Annotated in this window: 18 protein-coding genes and 1 tRNA gene; 6 read left to right on the plus strand and 13 right to left on the minus strand. The window is 58.9% G+C overall.

The genetic code is table 11. The features are described 5' to 3' along the window. Nucleotides 1-66 precede the first annotated feature (66 nt). Complete coding sequence (locus CPter91_RS25470) at nt 67-1,065, plus strand: RDD family protein (protein ID WP_082792478.1); 999 nt, start codon at nt 67-69, stop codon at nt 1,063-1,065. Here the strand turns inward: CPter91_RS25470 and CPter91_RS26330 are convergent. Together CPter91_RS26330 and CPter91_RS26820 are read right to left on the minus strand one after the other, a co-directional pair. Then, nucleotides 963-1,976, minus strand: coding sequence for a hypothetical protein (locus tag CPter91_RS26330; RefSeq protein ID WP_150119584.1), 1,014 nt, complete (start codon nt 1,974-1,976; stop codon nt 963-965). The genes CPter91_RS25470 and CPter91_RS26330 overlap by 103 nt on opposite strands. Before the next feature lie 4 nt (nt 1,977-1,980). Further along, entirely contained in the window at nt 1,981-2,157 is a 177-nt protein-coding gene (locus CPter91_RS26820) for a hypothetical protein (protein WP_156479857.1), read from the minus strand. On the opposite strand from CPter91_RS26820, the gene CPter91_RS26335 reads away from it, so the two are divergent. After that, entirely contained in the window at nt 2,156-2,404 is a 249-nt protein-coding gene (locus CPter91_RS26335) for a hypothetical protein (RefSeq protein WP_150119585.1), read from the plus strand. The two genes, CPter91_RS26820 and CPter91_RS26335, sit on opposite strands and share 2 nt — an antisense overlap. Before the next feature lie 142 nt (nt 2,405-2,546). Here CPter91_RS26335 and CPter91_RS00240 read toward each other — a convergent pair whose 3' ends face one another. From CPter91_RS00240 to CPter91_RS00260, 5 genes are all read right to left on the minus strand, one after another. Further along, nucleotides 2,547-3,119 (minus strand): HNH endonuclease, encoded by a 573-nt coding sequence (locus CPter91_RS00240; protein WP_061945659.1) that lies wholly within the window; start codon nt 3,117-3,119, stop codon nt 2,547-2,549. Nucleotides 3,120-3,208: 89 nt separating this feature from the next. Beyond that, nucleotides 3,209-3,284 (minus strand) — tRNA-His (locus tag CPter91_RS00245). Between the two features lie 105 nt (nt 3,285-3,389). Continuing rightward, entirely contained in the window at nt 3,390-4,409 is a 1,020-nt protein-coding gene (gene rtcA / locus CPter91_RS00250; protein ID WP_061935410.1) for an RNA 3'-terminal phosphate cyclase, read from the minus strand. A gap of 83 nt (nt 4,410-4,492) precedes the next feature. After that, nucleotides 4,493-5,728 carry an RtcB family protein gene (locus tag CPter91_RS00255; RefSeq protein ID WP_061935413.1) on the minus strand — a complete coding sequence of 412 codons (1,236 nt, stop codon included), beginning with the start codon at nt 5,726-5,728 and terminating at the stop codon, nt 4,493-4,495. A 599-nt stretch (nt 5,729-6,327) separates the two neighbouring features. Then, on the minus strand, nt 6,328-7,881 hold the full coding sequence (locus tag CPter91_RS00260) for a vWA domain-containing protein (protein ID WP_061945661.1): 1,554 nt from the start codon (nt 7,879-7,881) through the stop codon (nt 6,328-6,330). Between the two features lie 260 nt (nt 7,882-8,141). On the opposite strand from CPter91_RS00260, the gene rtcR reads away from it, so the two are divergent. Continuing rightward, entirely contained in the window at nt 8,142-9,752 is a 1,611-nt protein-coding gene (gene rtcR, locus CPter91_RS00265) for an RNA repair transcriptional activator RtcR (protein ID WP_061935416.1), read from the plus strand. An 18-nt stretch (nt 9,753-9,770) separates the two neighbouring features. Here rtcR and CPter91_RS00270 read toward each other — a convergent pair whose 3' ends face one another. The 4 genes from CPter91_RS00270 to CPter91_RS00285 form a co-directional block, all read right to left on the minus strand. Then, nucleotides 9,771-10,583, minus strand: coding sequence for a nucleotidyltransferase domain-containing protein (locus tag CPter91_RS00270; protein WP_061935419.1), 813 nt, complete (start codon nt 10,581-10,583; stop codon nt 9,771-9,773). A gap of 63 nt (nt 10,584-10,646) precedes the next feature. After that, the gene (locus tag CPter91_RS00275; protein WP_061935423.1) at nt 10,647-11,552 is read right to left on the minus strand and encodes a CPBP family intramembrane glutamic endopeptidase; all 906 of its coding nucleotides are present in this window, start codon (nt 11,550-11,552) and stop codon (nt 10,647-10,649) included. 9 nt (nt 11,553-11,561) lie between these two features. Further along, nucleotides 11,562-11,972 (minus strand): VOC family protein, encoded by a 411-nt coding sequence (locus CPter91_RS00280; RefSeq protein WP_061935425.1) that lies wholly within the window; start codon nt 11,970-11,972, stop codon nt 11,562-11,564. 42 nt (nt 11,973-12,014) lie between these two features. Next, a complete protein-coding gene (locus tag CPter91_RS00285; protein WP_061945663.1) occupies nt 12,015-12,485 on the minus strand; it encodes a MaoC family dehydratase in 471 nt (156 codons plus the stop codon). Nucleotides 12,486-12,851: 366 nt separating this feature from the next. Here CPter91_RS00285 and CPter91_RS00290 point away from each other — a divergent pair, with 366 nt between their 5' ends. After that, nucleotides 12,852-13,442, plus strand: coding sequence for a BPSL1445 family SYLF domain-containing lipoprotein (locus CPter91_RS00290; RefSeq protein WP_061935429.1), 591 nt, complete (start codon nt 12,852-12,854; stop codon nt 13,440-13,442). Between the two features lie 124 nt (nt 13,443-13,566). Here CPter91_RS00290 and CPter91_RS00295 read toward each other — a convergent pair whose 3' ends face one another. After that, nucleotides 13,567-14,796 carry an AI-2E family transporter gene (locus CPter91_RS00295; RefSeq protein ID WP_082792481.1) on the minus strand — a complete coding sequence of 410 codons (1,230 nt, stop codon included), beginning with the start codon at nt 14,794-14,796 and terminating at the stop codon, nt 13,567-13,569. A 307-nt stretch (nt 14,797-15,103) separates the two neighbouring features. Here CPter91_RS00295 and CPter91_RS00300 point away from each other — a divergent pair, with 307 nt between their 5' ends. Both CPter91_RS00300 and CPter91_RS00305 read left to right on the plus strand, forming a co-directional pair. Beyond that, on the plus strand, nt 15,104-15,475 hold the full coding sequence (locus CPter91_RS00300) for a DOPA 4,5-dioxygenase family protein (protein ID WP_061935432.1): 372 nt from the start codon (nt 15,104-15,106) through the stop codon (nt 15,473-15,475). 40 nt (nt 15,476-15,515) lie between these two features. Then, nucleotides 15,516-16,211: a right-handed parallel beta-helix repeat-containing protein gene (locus tag CPter91_RS00305; RefSeq protein ID WP_061935435.1), complete on the plus strand. Its 696-nt coding sequence runs from the start codon at nt 15,516-15,518 to the stop codon at nt 16,209-16,211. A 9-nt stretch (nt 16,212-16,220) separates the two neighbouring features. Here the strand turns inward: CPter91_RS00305 and CPter91_RS00310 are convergent, their stop codons facing one another. After that, nucleotides 16,221-17,213 carry an aldo/keto reductase gene (locus CPter91_RS00310; RefSeq protein WP_061935437.1) on the minus strand — a complete coding sequence of 331 codons (993 nt, stop codon included), beginning with the start codon at nt 17,211-17,213 and terminating at the stop codon, nt 16,221-16,223. Nucleotides 17,214-17,286 lie beyond the last annotated feature (73 nt).

Below are 17,286 nucleotides of genomic sequence, written 5' to 3' on the forward strand. Positions count from 1 at the left end.
TAAATATATTCAAGGCAGGTAAGCGTGCCTGTCACTTTGATGGAATGTTCATGACCTGGAGTAAGAATGACTAATGAAACGGAACTTCTGGAACCGTCTCCCGCCTCGTTTCACATTGCGGGCTTCTGGCGGCGATTGGCTGCTTTCGTTATCGATATCCTCCTGCTGGGAGTTGTCGGCTACTGTCTTGGTCTGTTCTTTTCCGACTTCTTCATTGATATCGGAGCCTGGGGCCGTGGCATAGGTTTTGTCATCGCCTTGTATTATTTCGGGGTGATGGACAGCGCTATCTTCGGTGGCCGGACTATCGGCAAGCGCTTGATGCATTTGCGCGTGGTGACATCTGGCGGAGGCCTCCTTGGCTTTGGCAAATCCTTGCTGCGTGCAGCCATCGTGTGTATTCCTTATTTTTTGAATGGCTTGCCGTTCAGTACGGAGATCTTGCAACCAGGTCTTATCCTTGCCTTATCCGTAGTGATGTTCGGACTCGGCTTGACCCTTATCTACTTCTTTATCTTCAACCGGAAGACACGACAGTCATTACCGGATTTGCTGGTTGGCTCTATCGTGGTGAAAGCCGACGCGTTGCACCCGATCTCATTTTCTGGCAAGCCATGGCGCGGACATTATGCCGTTGCCGGGTTGATTGCAGCGGCGGCGTGCGTGACGCCATTTTTCACAGGATCGTTGGCGCAGACTGAGCCTTTTTCTTCTTTGATTCCGCTGCAGAAGGCGCTTGCTAATCAGCCCGGCGTCGCGTCGGCAAGCGTCAATTCAGGGCAACAGTGGCATGCCAGTCTTAAAGACAAAGGACGTACGCAGAAATACCTGCAGGCCAGAATCACGACCAAGAATCAGGATAGCGATTTTGAGGCCATGGCCATGCGCCTGGCCGGTATCATCCTGGCGGACTATCCAGCAATTTCTGACGAAGATGTGGTCTCAGTCTCTATTTCGCGTGGTTATGACATTGGGATTTCATCTATGTGGAGGACGCGATATTTCGCACTCTCTCCTGCGCAATGGAGGCAGCGTCTGGGTGAAAAATCGAACTTGCCGTCGTAGGTTGATTTTTGCGACAGGCAGGTGGCGCGATAGAGAAAAGAACAGCCGCCATCTTTACAGATGGTAGTTACATAAAACAAAAGGCCCTTGGGGGCCTTTTGTTTTTGCTGCGGAACGTCAAGTCGAAGATCCCGGATTTCCCTGGAACTGAGCTGGCGCTTTTTCACGGCATACAAACTGCCGCAGCCATAGTAGTCCTGGCTGCTTCCCGTCGGTGCTGCGCGGGCATTCCTCTCGTGTGCTACCCAGGCTTTGCGGAGGACATCCCAGCGCTGGTCGCATACGTTGCTTCGCCTGGACACACCGTCGACATCCTGCAAGACCACGCGAGCCGGCGGCAATGCACCGAGCGTGACTTCATACCAGACTTGGCTTACCAGGTGCAGCTGCACGTGATCGGAAATAATCCGCCGGATCTTGCTTTTCTCCTGTTCGTGCGCCCGACGCCGGTTTTTTCCACGGGCCTTAAAGCTGGCATGAAAGCGATTGTGCAGCAGGATGCCGGTCAGCGGATGCACATACATGGCTGATAGCGATTCGGTCAGTTCGACGTAGCGTCCAGACCAGCTCGTATAACGCACCAGGACGCGGCCATCCTTTTTGCTTCCCTCCCAGCGCGTCTCGATGGCGACGAAATTATCCAGGTGCAGCAGGATATGCTGCTTGACCGTGCTGCGGGCGTCGATGACAGTCCGGATTTCACTGTACACCTTGTCCCAGGGGCGATTGACCTGCTGTTCCAGGAAACGCTTCAGCGGCGCCAGGTTTTCATTGAGATATTTACGGTGGCCATAGCCGTCCTTCATGCCGATCCTGGCCGGCCTATCTTCGCTGTTGCGAAACTTGCGGCCATCGCCCTTGTAGATATTGCTGTGCGTGCAGCGCGGCCGCTCAACGATCACTTTGAACATGTCTTTACGCATCGTAGCTTCCTTCCGTCTTGCGGCCGGACAACGCCTGATTCAGCTTGTGCTTTTCGGTCCGCCGCACTTTGCGTGCTGGATTGTAGGAGGCATGCGCACCGGCCTTCCTGGCCCTGGCTGGCGCCACGAGGGGGTTGCGCGGCTTTGGCAATTTAAGTGTGACTTTCATGAGCTATCCTTTCACGCAAATGATCTGGCATAACGTTTTTCCTTGTCGTGCCGACGTCTTTGCTGCGGGCGACTTTCGCCGTGCCCGCAAAAACAAAAACCCCGGCGAGTTTCCTCACCGGGGTTCTGGTTGGAACGACCGGCTCGGGGCGGCAAGATCGCCGCAATCCCCGAGCAGTCATGCGCGGGGCTATTTATCGTTTGAATTGTTGATAGCCGTCCGTGGCATGGCCGTTCCTTTCCTGTAAAAAAGCGTTAGTCGAAAATACTGAGTTGCGATTCTGCGCCCGATGAAATCCCGGTGTCAAACAATTCGCCGCCGCGCGGCACGATTCTGTTGTTTTTGACACGAAATCCGGCGGCGCATTCGTCCGCCAAATGTCCACAACGCTAATTGAGTTCGCGCATGCGGCTATGCTTGGGCAGCCGTGCCGCCAGGTAGTCGTGCTGGTCGGCCAGGACGTTGCGGCCGCTCAGCAGATAGTGCTCGGCGCGGCAGGGAACATAGGGCACGTACAGCAGCGGGCGGAAGCTTTCCAGCACCTTGCTGCCCTTTTCCTGATTGCAGTCCTTGCAGGCGGTGACGCAATTGGTCCAGGTATCCTTGCCGCCGCGCGAGCGCGCCAGCACGTGGTCGCGCGACAGTTCGTTGTGCGGGAAGCGGCCGCCGCAATAGGCGCAGGTGTAGCGGTCGCGGCGGAACAGCAGATCGTTGTGATGGCCCAGCGGCAGTTCCATGTGCAGCATGCGCGCCATGATGGCGCTGCCGGCGATGGCGATGATGGGTTTGACGGCGATGCGCGACTGGATGCCGGCGCGGGAATAACCGCCGCGGAAGACGATATCGCCTTCGCCGATTTCCCAAGCCACCTTCCCGCTCGCGTAATAGAGCACAGCGTCTTGCGGCGAAATCCAGTCAAACGGATTGCCCGCGATATCGAGGGTCAGGATGTGGGACGTCATTTGCATCACCTTTGTGGTTGATTATAACCAGCATTTTTGTATTTCGTCCTTCGTTTGTTGCTTTTTAGCGTGAGGACTGCGCTACTGGTTGGGGTGGCCTATCGGGAATGATCCGATATCGTCGCGGGTCACAGCCGCGTGCTTTGCCAGTTAAGCTAAAGCCACCATTGAGATCTATATTGGGCGCACCGGCCTGTTTGGAAAGAGGCGGCTGGTAAGTATTGCTGCAGCCGGCACAGGGATTTGTCCCTGCGCCGCTTCATTCCTGTTTCATTTTGTTGCAATTGTGCAGACGCTGGACAAGCCTCGTTCTTCAAACGTGATCCTTACCGGCAAGAACTGTTCGATGACTTCGGCATTGGTAATCGCATGCTGGGATACGCAATCGGTTGTAAAGCGGCCGCTGCCCGCCAACGCCAGCGGCAGCATGATCTGGTCGGCGAGATGTTCGCCGATCGCTGCGCCGGAGGCAATATACTGCCGCACCTGGGAAATTGCTTTTTTTGCAACCGCCTCGGAGCGCACCATCTTCTCGCCGAAGGCGCAGAACACTTCTGTCACATGCTGCGACTCCAGCGTCACCAGCAAGGCGTTGCCCGGCCCCTGGTCATGCGGCAAGCCGCGGATCGCCAGTTGCGCATCGTCCCAGCCCATCGCTGTCTTGACGCAAGCCAGCTCGCGCTTGGCGACGTCGGCCGGCACGCCGGCGATGAAACTTTCTGCGTAGCCCGCAACACGTTCGCCACGGCTCATCAGTTCCAGCGGCTGCAACTGCCGGCATGGCGATACTTTCGCTTCTATCTCGCCGCCGCCGGCGGGATAGAAGCCGAAGCGTTTCAGTTCGATTGCCATGTCCGCACCCATCGCCGCCAGCACGCGGCCGTATGCGCGCTGCAGGAAATGGGCTGGCGGCGCCATCGAGTTATGCGTGCCGCCGGTGATCTTCACCACCGATGGCGCATCCGCATACAGCAAAGCCGGCAACAAGGTTTGCAGCACCAGGGTGCAGCTGCCGGCGGTACCAATGGCAAACTGGTAGGCGCCGCCCTTGATCTTACCCGGGCTGAATTGCAGTGTTTGCGCGCTTACTGCCGCCGAACCGATATCGGCATTGCTGATCTCGGCGGCGGCTTGCACCGCCACCAGATGCTGCCGCATCAAGCCAGGCTTGGGCCGATTGGCCCGGATATTCACAATCCGGAACGGCTGTCCGGTAATCATCGACAAGGTCAGCGCGGTCCGCAATACCTGGCCGCCGCCTTCCCCTGTTGCTCCATCTAGTTCAATCATGTTCTTCTATTCTTTATTGTTATCGTCATTGTGGTCATGCCCCCAGCGGGAACATGACCTGTTTTAGTAGTACAAGCAGTCGTTCAGCCTTTCACGCACACAACCTGCTTCAGGGTATGCACCACTTCCACCAGGGTGCGCTGGGCTTCCATCACCGCATCGATATCCTTGTAAGCCATCGGAATTTCATCGATGACGTCGGCATCCTTGCGGCATTCCACGCCCTGCGTCGCCTTGATCTGGTCGTCCAGCGTGAAACGCCGCTTGGCTTCGGTCCGGCTCATGGTGCGTCCGGCGCCGTGGCTGCAGCTATGGAAACTGTCGGCATCGCCTTTACCGCGGACGATGAAGCTTTTCGCTCCCATCGAACCCGGAATGATCCCCAGTTCGCCCGCCCGTGCCGAAACCGCGCCCTTACGGGTTACCAGCACATCCTTACCGAAGTGATTCTCTTTCTGCACATAGTTATGGTGGCAATTCACGGCTTCCACATGCGTCTCGAAAGGTTTGCTGATCACCGTCCGCACCGCTGCAATCAGATTTTGCATCATCACTTCCCGATTCATGCGTGCAAACTTCTGCGCCCAGCTCACTGCTTCGACATAGTCGTCGTAATGTTGCGTACCCTCCGGCAGGTAGGCCAGATCCTGGTCCGGCAAGTTGATGAAATGGGTGCGCATATCCTGCTTGGCCAGTTCGATGAAATGCGAGCCGATGGCGTTACCGACGCCACGCGAACCCGAGTGCAGCATGAACCAGACAGCATTGCTTTCATCCAGACAGACTTCAACGAAGTGGTTACCGGATCCCAGCGTTCCCAGGTGCCGATAGTTATTCGTGTTCTTCAACTTTGGCGTCTTCAGGCAAACTGCATCGAATCCATCCTTCAGCTGCGCCCAGGCGGCGTCCACCGGTGTCGGCGGGGTTTCCCATGAACCTTTATCACGGCCCTTGAAACCGCGCGTCTTCGGTGACATCCCGTGCGGAATGGCCTTTTCGATGGCGCTGCGCAAAGGGCCGAGATTATCCGGCAGGTCGCGCGCGTTCAAGGTGGTCTTGGCTGCCATCATGCCGCAGCCGATATCGACCCCCACCGCGGCAGGAATCACCGCTCCCAGCGTAGGAATCACGCTGCCGATGGTCGATCCTTTGCCGACGTGTACGTCAGGCATCACGGCCAGATGCTTATAGATAAAGGGCATCTTCGCGGTGTTGCTCAGCTGCTTGCGCGCTTCGGCTTCCACCGGTACGCCGCGGGTCCACATCTTGACGTGGCTTCCGCCTTCAACATTCATTACATCGTATTCTTCGTGCTTCATGGTCTTCTTCTTTTAAATAATAAGGGGATGACAAGTGATGATGAAATGTTTTACTGAGCTATCGGCAGGCGCCGACCCGGGGCTTGAACCGGGGACCTTCGAAGCAAGCTTCGCTGCTCTATCCATGTAATTCCATCGGCATTCATCAAAAAAATCGGCGACAAGGGGTGGTGAAACGATGTGCGGTTGCCCGCACGGCGCTCTTCCGGTTGAGCTACGGCGGCGCTGCTTTGCCGCCGGCGGGATTTGAACCCGCATCTCCCCAGCTTGAATGATGTAGTTTCACCAGCATTCGCCTAAAATCTGCTATCGCGCATCTTCAAATCCCGACAAGAGTTGACAAGACATTCTGCCAAAGCTGTTCGGCCTGGCAGGCCGGATTCGCACCGGCTATTCTGAATGTAGTCTTGTCCGCATTCGGGGACACGCTCCATTGAGCGACAGTATGACAAGAGGTCGATGTGACGAGACATTTATCGGATGTAATCACACCGGCATTCATACTGCGCTCAAAACCTGTACTTCTGATCCTGATGACCCAGCTCAAGGCGAGCTCCTTTATCAGCGCTCTCCGTCATATGGGGGAGCGTATCAAACTATTAAATAGAGATGGATTGAATTTCACCCACCCACTGTGCTGCGCTCAGCTGACCGGCGGCAAAGTCGGCGACAATCTGGAATACATCGTCAGAAAAGCCGCCAATGTTCAAGATGTCTTCCCGTTCCGCCGCCTGTGTCGTGCCGTATGGCGTGATATCTATGCAAACCAGTCTGGCGTTCGGGTTGCGTTGCTTGAACGTTTCCCATTCGCGCATCGTCGCCGTCGCACCACGCCGCGTCGCATCGACCCAGGATTCGTTGTCCGACACGAAAATCACCAGGTCGGCCTTCGTTTTATCCTTATTCAATCGAGCCAGCGGTGCGCTGCAATTGGTGCCGCCGCCGCGGATGGCCGCCAGCTTGCTGGCGTTTGTCATCACTGAATCGCGCGGATTCAACTTGCAGGCGACTACATCGACTTCAAACGGCAGTACGACGCTAGCTGGATTCTTGCGCAACATCGCGGCAGCCATCAAGGCCGCAATATCGATGCAGCGGATGGCCGATGTGGCCGAACCACGGTAACCGGTCGCCGGCGACTGCATGGAACCCGATACGTCAGGACAAACCACTACTTTTCCGGTAATTTCCGGAACGTTGTTCAGCGCAATTTCCATTGCGTCCTGTAATGCTTCAATAATTTCCACTGGAACCTCTTCATTCGCCGCTCCGTAGGCGGCCATCAACTGATACGGAAACACCCGGGCCCTGGCTATCGCCTCGGCATCACGCAGCTTTTCCGCCACGATTGCCGTCATGCCTGGCAGCGCATACACGCCGTGGCGTGCAAACGTATTCAGGTTCATGCGCAGCATCTGCCATCCGGCCTGGCGCGCAATCTGTGCCCATGCGACATCGGTCAGCTCCAGCGCCGTCAGCATCTGGAACGGTACATTCGGCAACGCTTGCGTACGGTCGGCCTTGTAGGCTTGCAACGCTTTCAATAAAGGCGGCAGCACTTCGGCGTCATAAGCCTTGCCGATCAGCCATGCAAAGAATGATTCACGCCAGGCTTCCACCGGCTTGGGATGGACCATCTTCACCACGTCGGCCAGCGACGGCGCGTTGCCGACCGCGGCGGCTAGCAATTCCTTTTCCGAAGCTTGATTCAGCCACGCCTGCACCAGTTTCTTTGGGCGGGTACCCAGCGATTTACGGCCGATGGCGCCGGAACGTAGTATCTGCACAAAATTCCGCAGCATCTTGCCGTTGTCGATCACGCGCTTGAAAGTACGCGTCAGCTCGGGCGCTCCTTTGGCGGCCAGAATGGCCGTCAACAGCGCTGGCATGTCCTTCATGTAGCCGCGTTCGCGGCAATACACGGCAGTCTGCGCAATGAAGCATGTATCGATGTCCTGACACAGCTCCCAAACTGTTTCCAACTGTGTCTCGGCGCTGGTGTAAAAGGTCGCATTCAGGCAGCCGGTAGCGGCGTACTGCGCCAGCCGATGACGCGGCGACATCGCATAGGCTGCGGCGCCGGCGGCATTGACTGCATTCGCCGGCGGCAGGAATTTGCCTTTCAGGCTTTGGAACAATTGGGTATTCGCCATTTTCATTTCCTCTTTATTGATTGCGCCGAACAGATCAGGGTCTGCTTGCGTTATTCGTTGCTGCAGCAGTTCTGTTTGTCTGCCGCTTCCATGCCATCGTTATTGCAACGACTGTGCCAGCGCCGTCTACGGGTTTTAGCTTTGAGGTTAGTCAATTGATTTGAAAGGGATTTTTAATGAATTGGCGGGGGTGGAAAGAGTTTGTGTGTGACTTCATTATTGTGATAAATTATCTTTTTAGATAAAGATTTATCCAATATATGAAGAAGAAACGCATCGTAGTCATTGGCTTCCTCGGTACGCAGCTGGATAAGGGCTCGGGCAGCGGCCGTTGGGAAAAATGGCGGCCGACGGTGGCGCTGACCCAGCATGAAGAGATGGTGATCGGGCGTTTCGAGCTGCTGTACAGCGGCAAGTACGAAAGCCTGGTGCATCAGGTGAAGCGGGATATTGCATCGGTCTCGCCGGAAACCAAAGTGATCCCGCGCCAGCTGCCGATCGTCGATCCTTGGGATTTTGAAGATGTCTACGGCAGCGTGTTCGACTTCGCCAAGAGCTATCCTTTCGACACCGACAACGAGGAATACTGGATACACATCACTACCGGCTCGCACGTGGTGCAGATCTGCATGTTCCTGATGACGGAAGCGCACTATTTTCCGGGACGCCTGCTGCAATCGTCGCCGCCGCGCCGGCAAACCGTCGGCGATCCTGGCAGCTATACGCTGATCGATCTGGATCTTTCCCGCTACGACCAGATCGCGCAGCGCTTCTCGCGCGAGCAGGAAGATGGGGTGGCCTTCCTGAAATCGGGGATTGCCACCCGCAATGCGCATTTCAACACGATGATTGATGAAATCGAGCGGGTCGCCATCAAATCGAAGGCGCCCATGCTGCTGATGGGACCGACCGGGGCCGGCAAGTCCTTCCTGGCTCGGCGCGTGTTCGAGCTGAAGAAGGCACGCCACCAGCTGGACGGTAAATTTGTCGAGCTGAATTGCGCGACGCTGCACGGCGATGGCGCCGGCTCTACCTTGTTCGGCCATATCAAGGGGGCCTTCACCGGCGCCGCGGCGGACCGTCCTGGCTTGCTGCGCACCGCGCACAAGGGTTTGCTGTTCCTCGATGAAATTGGAGAGCTCGGCCTGGATGAACAAGCCATGCTGTTGAAGGCGATCGAGGAAAAGCGCTTCCTGCCGGTCGGCGGCGATAACGAAGTACAGAGCGATTTCCAGCTGATCGCCGGCACCAACCGCGATCTGTCGCGCGAAGTGGTGGCCGGCCGCTTCCGCGAAGACCTGTATGCGCGCATCAATTTGTGGACCTATGAATTGCCGGGACTGGTGGACCGCTCTGAAGACGTGGAGCCGAACATCGATTACCTGCTGGCGCAGTTCGGCGCCGAGAATGGCCAGATGGTCAGGCTCAACAAGGAGGCGCGCGATGTTTACATGCGCTTTGCCATGTCGCCGGATGCCTTGTGGATGGGGAATTTCAGGGACCTGTCTGCCTCGGTAACGCGCATGGCGACCCTGGCTGACGCCGGCCGTATTACCGATGCCATCGCGGCAGACGAGATCCGCCGCTTGCAGCGGCTATGGCGCCCCTATGCGGAGCAGCCGACGCCAGCCGGCGCCGTCGATATCGACGAAGTGCTGGAACGCACGCAGATAGAGCAGATGGATTTGTTCGACATCATGCAGCTGCAAGCGGTAATCGAGATTTGCCGCCGCTCGAAAACCATGTCGGATGCAGGCCGCAAGCTGTTTGCCGCATCGCGCAGCGCAAAGGAAAAGCCTAACGATGCGGATCGCCTCAAAAAATACCTGGCCAAGTTCGGGCTCGGCTGGGAGGCGGTAGCAGGCAGGTAAGTACCTGCCGCGCCGGTGCTAGCGCTGGGCCAGCACCGTATCGCGCAGCAAGCGGTCCAGCACCGAGAAGTCCTGTTGTTGCGGTTGCTGCGGCGGGGCATCGTGGCTGAAGCGCTGCAGTTCGCGTTCAATGAACTGATTGATCAAGGGCATGGCTGGCGCATGTTCCGACTCCTTCGCCCGCCGTTTGACGACCAGCAGTTCTGCAATCGCATTCTTGAGAGCGAGGTCGCCGACGATGGCGTCGACCAGGTCCTGGAAGCGCATCGGCACCGCGCCGCGCTGCTGTTCTCTCCAGATACAGGCGAGCAAAGGCCGTAAGACATACAGATACTTCTTCAGCCGCACCATCTCTCCCTGCAGATGCTCGCGGTAGTTTTTCCTGGCCATGTGCAGGTAGTGATGGAAGGAGCGATCGGGCCGGCTGACCTGTCCGGCGGCGGCCTGGAGCGCGCTCAGGAATGCCGGGTCGGCACGATAGACGACCGGCGACGACAGCCATTCCACCAGGGTCGCGTTGCCATTGCGCAGCAGCCCGAGCGCCTTGCGCAAATCCCAGCCGCTGACGTCATAGACTTCGCTGATCGGCAGCTCGATCACGTCGCGCCCCGGGAACACGGTCAGGTACCAGTCCGGCTGGTGGACATAGATGAAGCGCACGTCGTAATCGCTGTCGGGAGAAGCAAATCCCCAACCTCGGCTGCCCGATTCGCAGGCAAGCAGGATTTTCACCGCGTGCTCTGCCTCAACCTGGGCGAGCGTGGCGTTGATCTGGATGCGTACATCGGGGTCGATGGGATGTGCAGTATCGTAGTCGTAGGCGGCGTGCATGGCGTGGATAAAAATACTCAGCTTAGCCCAGTACGCGGATCAAGACAAATGGCCTTGTCGGCCCTAGCGCAGAAACGGATAAGTAAAGCCGATGAAGTGCACGGCATTGACCACGATGTGGACGATGATGGGTGCTTCAACGCGCTGCGTGGCGTAGTAGGCGTAGCCATAACCGAGGCCGGCGATGGTCGCCAGCATGACATAAACGGCGCCGCCGGCCGCGTGTGCGGCGCCGAACAGCAATGCACCGCAGACCAGCGCCGTGAGTGGGCCATAGCGGAAACGCGCCAGCGCCGCCGTCAGGCGGTCTTGCAGCAGGCCGCGGAAAAATGCTTCTTCCGCCACCACCGTAAAGAACAGATTGACTGCCAGGAACAGCGCCGTAATCTGGCTCAGCTTGAAATCCGCTTTGACATAGCCGACCCAGATTGCCGTTCCCAGCACCGCGATCGCGCTAGCCAGCGCCGCCAGCCAGGTCTTTTTCAGCAAGGCACGCCAGGCCGCGGCAGAATCGGCGCGACGGCACAGGAACGCCAGCAGCAGCAGGCCGGCGGCGCCCTTGTCGAAGTTGGCGTACTGGCTAAACGGCACGGCACCGGACGACAGCGTCAGGTCGGAAATCAGCAGCGGATTATTGAAACCCGGCAGGCGGTGCAAGGCCAACGCCAGCGCCACGAGCGCCGCGGCGCTCGTCAGCAGGATGCACGGAAGCGACGCTTGCCTGGCGCGGGAGGCAAGATAGGCAATGCAGCAAAAAACCGCCAGCGCCGCCGCTGACCAGGCATTGAGGACGCCGGCGGCCAGGCCGCAGCCGCCAGCGGCGATGAACAGCATGAGCCAGGGTGGCGCCATGTACTGGCCGCTGTACTGGCCGCTGTGCTGGTCGATGCGGACAGTCGGCAGCCAGACGGCGCAGATCGCCGCCGCAAGCAGGATAAAAGTCAGAGCAGTCAGTGCGGAGATAGGCATGGTTGAGCGTCAGGAAACCGTCGGCGGCCCCTTCAACTCCACCACATTGCCTTCCGGATCGCTGACATAGATGGAAGGTCCTTCGCCTTCGGCGCCATTCCTGGACGCCAGCGGGCCGGCATCGACTTGATGCGCCAGCAGATGGCTGCGGATGGCCGCTTCGTCGAAGGGTTCGACGCGGAAGCAGAAATGGTCGAGATTGCGTCCTTCTTTTCCCGGCGCGGCGCCGCCGGCGCTGCCGAGCTTGCCGTCGACCGGCACCAGGTCGAGCAGCGAATTGCCGGCGCGTAGCTGCACCAGGCCGATGGCTTCCTGCCGCCGCTCAACGCTGCAGCCCAGCACCTCGCAGTAGAAATGCAGCATCTGGTCGAGGTCGATTACGCGCAGCACCAGGTGGTCGATTTCACGGATATGTATCATTTTTGCTTGGCTTAAAAAGCTTGATTGTAGTCCGGCGGGAATTTATGGCGTCTTGCGCGACACGACCAGCTTGGAGACGAACAACTGGACGATTTCGCCGTGCTGGTTGCGGGTCTCGCTGCGAAGTTTCACCATGCCGCGGTCTGGCCGGGAACGTGATGGCGTCACTTCCAGCACTTCGCTTTCGACATGCAGGATATCGCTGGCGCGGGTCGGCCGCGGCCAGCTCAGTTCGCCGCCTGAGCCGATGATGCCGCCTTGCAGCGGCATGCCGCTGGTGACCAGCAGGCGCATGGTGACGGCGGCCGTGTGCCAGCCGCTGGCGGCCAGTCCGCCAAACAATGTGTCCTTGGCGGCGGCGTCGCTGAGGTGGAACGGTTGCGGATCGAACTGGCGGGCAAACGCCAGGATCTGCTGCTCGTCCATGGCATGCTCGGCGCTGACGAACAGTGCGCCGACTGTCAGGTCGTCCAGGTACAGCGCTGATTGCGGGGGCTGGTTATGTTCCGTCATGGCGGCTTCCTCGGGTTTGGCCAATGCTTGCTGCATCCGTCTCCTGCGACAGGCTGATGCCGGAGAAACGTTGCTCGAATGTGTGCTACCGTACAGATTCAATCTTACATCGCGCCTACAGTGAAACCATGATTGTAGATAAAGATGCAGCCGCATCTCGATCACTGCGACGCGGTTGCCGCCCGGGCCGCTTGCCTGTTGCTCATGGATGTCGAATCAAGGATGCCTGACCTGATCAGGGATATCGTCCGGAACTGGAGGACTTGACGTTTACTCAAAATTGCCAGTTTGTACACGCACCTTGAAATGCCATATATAATTTACAACGTTGTCCGATTGTCATCCACATTTTCGTTGGAGAAAAAAATGCAAAAAAAATCCTTATTCCCAAGCAAGACCCTTGCTGCCGTTGCTGTCGCCTTGGCTAGCGTCACTTTCGCCGGTTGCACCACCACCATGCCGGGCAAGGACGCCAGTTCCCAGACCAGCCGCTCCGACGTCAACGCCGGCGTAGACGCCACCTTGTCGAAACTGTACCAGACCGCACCTGCTTCCCGCGAGCTGGTGGCGCGCGCCAAGGGTGTCCTGGTGTTCCCGCAAGTGCTGCAAGCCAGCTTCGTGGTCGGCGCTGAATACGGCAAGGGCGCCCTGCGCGTCGGCAACCGCACCGAAGGCTATTACAGCACCACTGCCGGTTCCATCGGTTTCCAGGCAGGCGCGCAATCCAAAGCCATCGTGCTGCTGTTCATGACGCAAGACGCCTTGGATAAATTCCGCAACAGCAACGGCTGGACAGTCGGCGCTGACGCTACGGTGGCACTGGCCAACATTGGCGCCAACGGCAACATCGACACCAACACGGCGCAACAGCCGATCATCGGCTTCGTCACCACCAACGGCGGTCTGATCGCCGGCGTTTCGCTGCAAGGTGCAAAGATCGCCAAGATCACGCTGTAAGCAGCAGCGCTTCAAGCAATTCTGAAAGCGGTACGGCATCTTCGGATGCCGTATTTTTTTGCCGGCGCATTCTCTGCATTCGGGGTAATCTGGTCATGGCGGGCTGCAACGGTCCACTGGTCCGCTAATCGCTCAACAGTTCGGCGATCGCCTGCATGCCGTCGACCTGTTTGGCGACCACCTTGACGATGACGATGATAGGAATCCCCAGCAGCAGGCCCCATATCCCCCACAACCAGCCCCAGAACAGCAGCACGATGAAGACCGCCGCCGCATTCATTTTAGCGATGCGGCCGGTCATCCAGGTGGTCACGAAGGTGCCGACCAGGGTGGCGATCGCCAGCGTGGAGGCGGCGACCAGCAGCATCATGTAGAAGGAATCGAACTGCATGAAGGCGGTGACGCCGGTCGCCACCGCGATCAGCAGCGGGCCGAAGTAGGGAATGATATGCAGGAAGCCCCCGGCCAGGGCCCAGGCGCCGGCATTTTCAAGGCCGATCCAGCGGAATACGATCCACATCAGCACCGCCAGCAAGGCATTCGTCACCAGCAGCATGAACATGTAGCGCTGGATCGATGAATTGATTTCCAGCAGGATGCTGACGGCGATCTTCTTGTTCGACAGCGACGGTCCGGTCAGTTTCACCAGCTTGCGCTTGAACTTGTCACCCGACAGCAAAAGGAAGAACACCAGGAAGGCCACCATGGTCGCCTGGCCGATGAAAATCATGGCGCCCATCGAGCCGGTCCAGATCCATTCGCTGAGCTGGAAGGCGGGCGGCGGCGCCACCGCGGGCGCTTGCCGTTTGGGATCGGGTTTGGCGCCGGCAGCTTGTCCGGCGGCGCTCTCGATTTCATTGGCGGCCGCCTGCATTTTCTGGATGGTGCTGGTTTGTCCGCCCTGGTTCCTGGCGGTGACGATGGCGCGCGACAATTGATGGGCGGCGGCCGGCAGGCGCTCCACGATGGACTGGAACTCGCCGCGCAGCGAGTAGCCAACCTGGGCCAGTCCCAGCACCAGCGTCGCCATCACCAGGCAGGTGCCGACCAGGCGCGGCACGCGGATACGTTCCAGCCAGGCTACCAGCGGATTCAAGGTATAGGCGATGAAAATCCCGAACACCAGCGGCACCAGGAATTTTTGCCCCCATTGCAGCGCGAACACGATGGCCAGCACGGTAAGTATGCGCAGGCACAGGCTGCGCACGTTGGTGGCGCTGTTGGCAACAAACGGCGCCAGCGGACCGGTGGTCGGCGCTTCCGTGGCGGGACGGTCTGTCAGTCGTTCCGCCGTCGGCGCGGGATCGGTGGCGTGAACGACTGCTGCTGTTGCATCTTCGCTGATTGGTTTCATGGGAATGATTGATTGCACATCGTGTAAGTAAAGCCAATAGCAGCAGCATATACATGCCGGCTTGGCGGCTTGGTACGTCAGCGTACAGAACCGGCGCTATTTTTCCAGCTCGATTGTGCGCCAGAAATCCACAGGAATTTGTTTCCTCGCAGGATTGTTTGCGCCGGTAAGAAAGGCAAGTAGATAGAAATTGCTTAAAGGCAATTCCTATGGCTGTGGAAAAGGGGTATTCTTGAAGACCGACGCTTGAAAAACGGTTTTTTGCCGCCGCTGTTTTTCTGGCATTACCTGCCTGGAGTTGTTAAGCATGACCGACGCATCCGAGCCGCGCATCAGCGGCTATCACGCCCATATCTATTACGACGCCGCCAGCATGCCGCAGGCGCTGGCCCTTTGTGAGCAAGCCGCGCGGCGCTTTGCCCTGAGCGTGGGGCGCGCGCACCGGCAACCGGTGGGGCCGCATCCGGACTGGAGCTGCCAGCTGGGTTTTGCGCCGGAGGTATTCGGCCAGCTGATTCCATGGCTGGCGCTCAACCGCGGCGGCCTGGTCGTATTCATCCACCCGCTGACCGGCAACGAGCTGGCTGATCATCGCGATCATGCCATCTGGATGGGCGCGGTGCGGCCATTGAATCTGGCGATCTTTGCCAAGGATGCAGAGGCGCTGGATCTTGAATAAACATGCCAGGCCGGCCTGGCGGAAAAAATGGAGACCTGCCATGTGCAGCTTGCAGCAATTCGCAGGAATAGCCCTGCTCGCCTGGCAGGCCATGCCCGGCGCCGGCATGGCGGCGGAGCGGATCATTCCGATCGATCCGGCGCGTGCCGATAAGCCGGGTTTCATGGTGATCATCGATGCGCCTGGACATTATCAGCTGGCCGGCAATCTGAAGGTGGCCGACCCCAACACCACTGCCATCGAGATCAACGCCGACGACGTCACCCTCGACCTGCATGGCTTTGCAATCCAGGGACCGACGCGCTGCCAGCAACTGCCCGCACCCTGCTGGCCGCTGGGCGGCGGCAACGGCATCCATGCAATCAACCGCAGCCATGTCACGGTCCGGAACGGCATCGTCCAGGGCATGGGCAATTACGGCATCTATCTGGAGAGCAGTTCCGTCAGTCTGGATCACGTGGTGGTGTCGCGCAACGGCCGTGGCGGCGCAGTCCTGTTTGGCGGCGTGGTCAGCAACAGCGCGGCGGAGAATAACGGCGGCGACGGCATTTTCGGGATCGACCTCAAGGTCAGCCGCAGCACCATGCGCGGCAACCAGCATTTCGGCCTGGCCGGCTATGCGCAGTCCAGCTTCAGCAATAATCGGCTCAGCGCCAACAACGGCAATGGCGTGCAGACCAATCTCAAGTCTGCCGCCGCGGCCGGTAATACCTGCAACGCCAGCGCCTGTCCTTAGAGTCGACGCTTAACGGTCGACCCAGGCCATGCGCTCCTTGCTGTAACGTTCGCCCGCCACCTGCTGCAGCGCGTGCTCCAGCGTTTCGGTCTCGGCCGCAGTCAGGGTGACGTCGATGGCGCTGACGTTCTGTTCGAGATAAGCGCGGCGCTTGGTGCCGGGAATCGGCACGATGTCGTCGCCCTGTTGCAGCACCCACGCCAGCGCCACCTGGCCGGCGGTGGCGCCCTTGGTCGCGGCGATCTCGGCCACAACCTGCGCGGCGCGCACGTTGGCGTCGAAATTCTCCCCTTGCAAGCGCGGATCGAGATGGCGGAAGTCGCTGGCCGGATAGCTTTCGGCGCGCTGCGCCGTGCCGCTGAGGAAACCGCGGCCGAGCGGGCTGAACGGCACCAGGCCGATGCCGAGCTCGCGCAGGACTGGCAGGATGTCGGCTTCCAGGTTGCGTTCCCAGAGCGAGTATTCGCTTTGCAGGGCGCTGATCGGATGCACCGCGTGCGCCTTGCGGATATTGGCGACGCCGGCTTCCGACAGTCCCAGGAAACGGACTTTCCCTTCCCGCACCAGCTCAGCCATGACGCCGACCACCTCCTCGATCGGCACCGCCGGATCGATCCGGTGCTGGTACAGCAGATCGATGTGATCGGTGCCGAGCCGGCGTAATGAGCCTTCCACGGCGCGGCGGATATGGCCGAGTTCGCTGGTGATGCCGGTGGTGACGCCATCCTCGATCTTGAAGCCGAACTTGGTGGCCAGCACCACTTCATGCCGCCGGCCCTTGAAGACCCGTCCCAGCAATTCTTCATTACGATAGGGGCCGTACTGCTCGGCGGTGTCGAAGAAGTTGATGCCGAGTTCCAGCGCGTGCTCCAGGGTGGCGATGGATTCCTTTTCGTCGGCGGCGCCGTAGGCGGTGCTCATGCCCATGCAGCCCAGCCCCATGGCCGATACCGTCAGGCCGCCCGTTCCCAGTTTGCGATGCTTGATGAGTTGTTCATTCATTGTCTGCTCCGGAATGTTGATGTAGCTTGCCAGATGGGGCCGCCGAGGTGCGATCGGCACGCTTGACGATGGC

The sequence above is a fragment of the Collimonas pratensis genome (assembly GCF_001584185.1).
In the GTDB taxonomy this organism is placed as follows: Bacteria; Pseudomonadota; Gammaproteobacteria; order Burkholderiales; family Burkholderiaceae_D; genus Collimonas; species Collimonas pratensis.

What these genes read in the sequence shown, in the direction of transcription:
- CPter91_RS00270 (WP_061935419.1), bottom strand. Translation starts at nt 10,583, where the DNA reads ATGCACGCCGCCTACGACTACGATACTGCACATCCCATCGACCCCGAT.
- CPter91_RS00280 (WP_061935425.1), bottom strand. Translation starts at nt 11,972, where the DNA reads ATGATACATATCCGTGAAATCGACCACCTGGTGCTGCGCGTAATCGAC.
- CPter91_RS00275 (WP_061935423.1), bottom strand. Translation starts at nt 11,552, where the DNA reads ATGCCTATCTCCGCACTGACTGCTCTGACTTTTATCCTGCTTGCGGCG.
- CPter91_RS26820 (WP_156479857.1), bottom strand. Translation starts at nt 2,157, where the DNA reads ATGAAAGTCACACTTAAATTGCCAAAGCCGCGCAACCCCCTCGTGGCG.
- CPter91_RS00285 (WP_061945663.1), bottom strand. Translation starts at nt 12,485, where the DNA reads ATGACGGAACATAACCAGCCCCCGCAATCAGCGCTGTACCTGGACGAC.
- CPter91_RS00260 (WP_061945661.1), bottom strand. Translation starts at nt 7,881, where the DNA reads ATGGCGAATACCCAATTGTTCCAAAGCCTGAAAGGCAAATTCCTGCCG.
- CPter91_RS00255 (WP_061935413.1), bottom strand. Translation starts at nt 5,728, where the DNA reads ATGAAGCACGAAGAATACGATGTAATGAATGTTGAAGGCGGAAGCCAC.
- CPter91_RS00300 (WP_061935432.1), top strand. Translation starts at nt 15,104, where the DNA reads ATGACCGACGCATCCGAGCCGCGCATCAGCGGCTATCACGCCCATATC.
- CPter91_RS00240 (WP_061945659.1), bottom strand. Translation starts at nt 3,119, where the DNA reads ATGACGTCCCACATCCTGACCCTCGATATCGCGGGCAATCCGTTTGAC.
- CPter91_RS00295 (WP_082792481.1), bottom strand. Translation starts at nt 14,796, where the DNA reads ATGAAACCAATCAGCGAAGATGCAACAGCAGCAGTCGTTCACGCCACC.
- CPter91_RS26335 (WP_150119585.1), top strand. Translation starts at nt 2,156, where the DNA reads ATGAGCTATCCTTTCACGCAAATGATCTGGCATAACGTTTTTCCTTGT.
- CPter91_RS00305 (WP_061935435.1), top strand. Translation starts at nt 15,516, where the DNA reads ATGTGCAGCTTGCAGCAATTCGCAGGAATAGCCCTGCTCGCCTGGCAG.
- CPter91_RS25470 (WP_082792478.1), top strand. Translation starts at nt 67, where the DNA reads ATGACTAATGAAACGGAACTTCTGGAACCGTCTCCCGCCTCGTTTCAC.
- rtcR (WP_061935416.1), top strand. Translation starts at nt 8,142, where the DNA reads ATGAAGAAGAAACGCATCGTAGTCATTGGCTTCCTCGGTACGCAGCTG.
- rtcA (WP_061935410.1), bottom strand. Translation starts at nt 4,409, where the DNA reads ATGATTGAACTAGATGGAGCAACAGGGGAAGGCGGCGGCCAGGTATTG.
- CPter91_RS26330 (WP_150119584.1), bottom strand. Translation starts at nt 1,976, where the DNA reads ATGTTCAAAGTGATCGTTGAGCGGCCGCGCTGCACGCACAGCAATATC.
- CPter91_RS00290 (WP_061935429.1), top strand. Translation starts at nt 12,852, where the DNA reads ATGCAAAAAAAATCCTTATTCCCAAGCAAGACCCTTGCTGCCGTTGCT.
- CPter91_RS00310 (WP_061935437.1), bottom strand. Translation starts at nt 17,213, where the DNA reads ATGAATGAACAACTCATCAAGCATCGCAAACTGGGAACGGGCGGCCTG.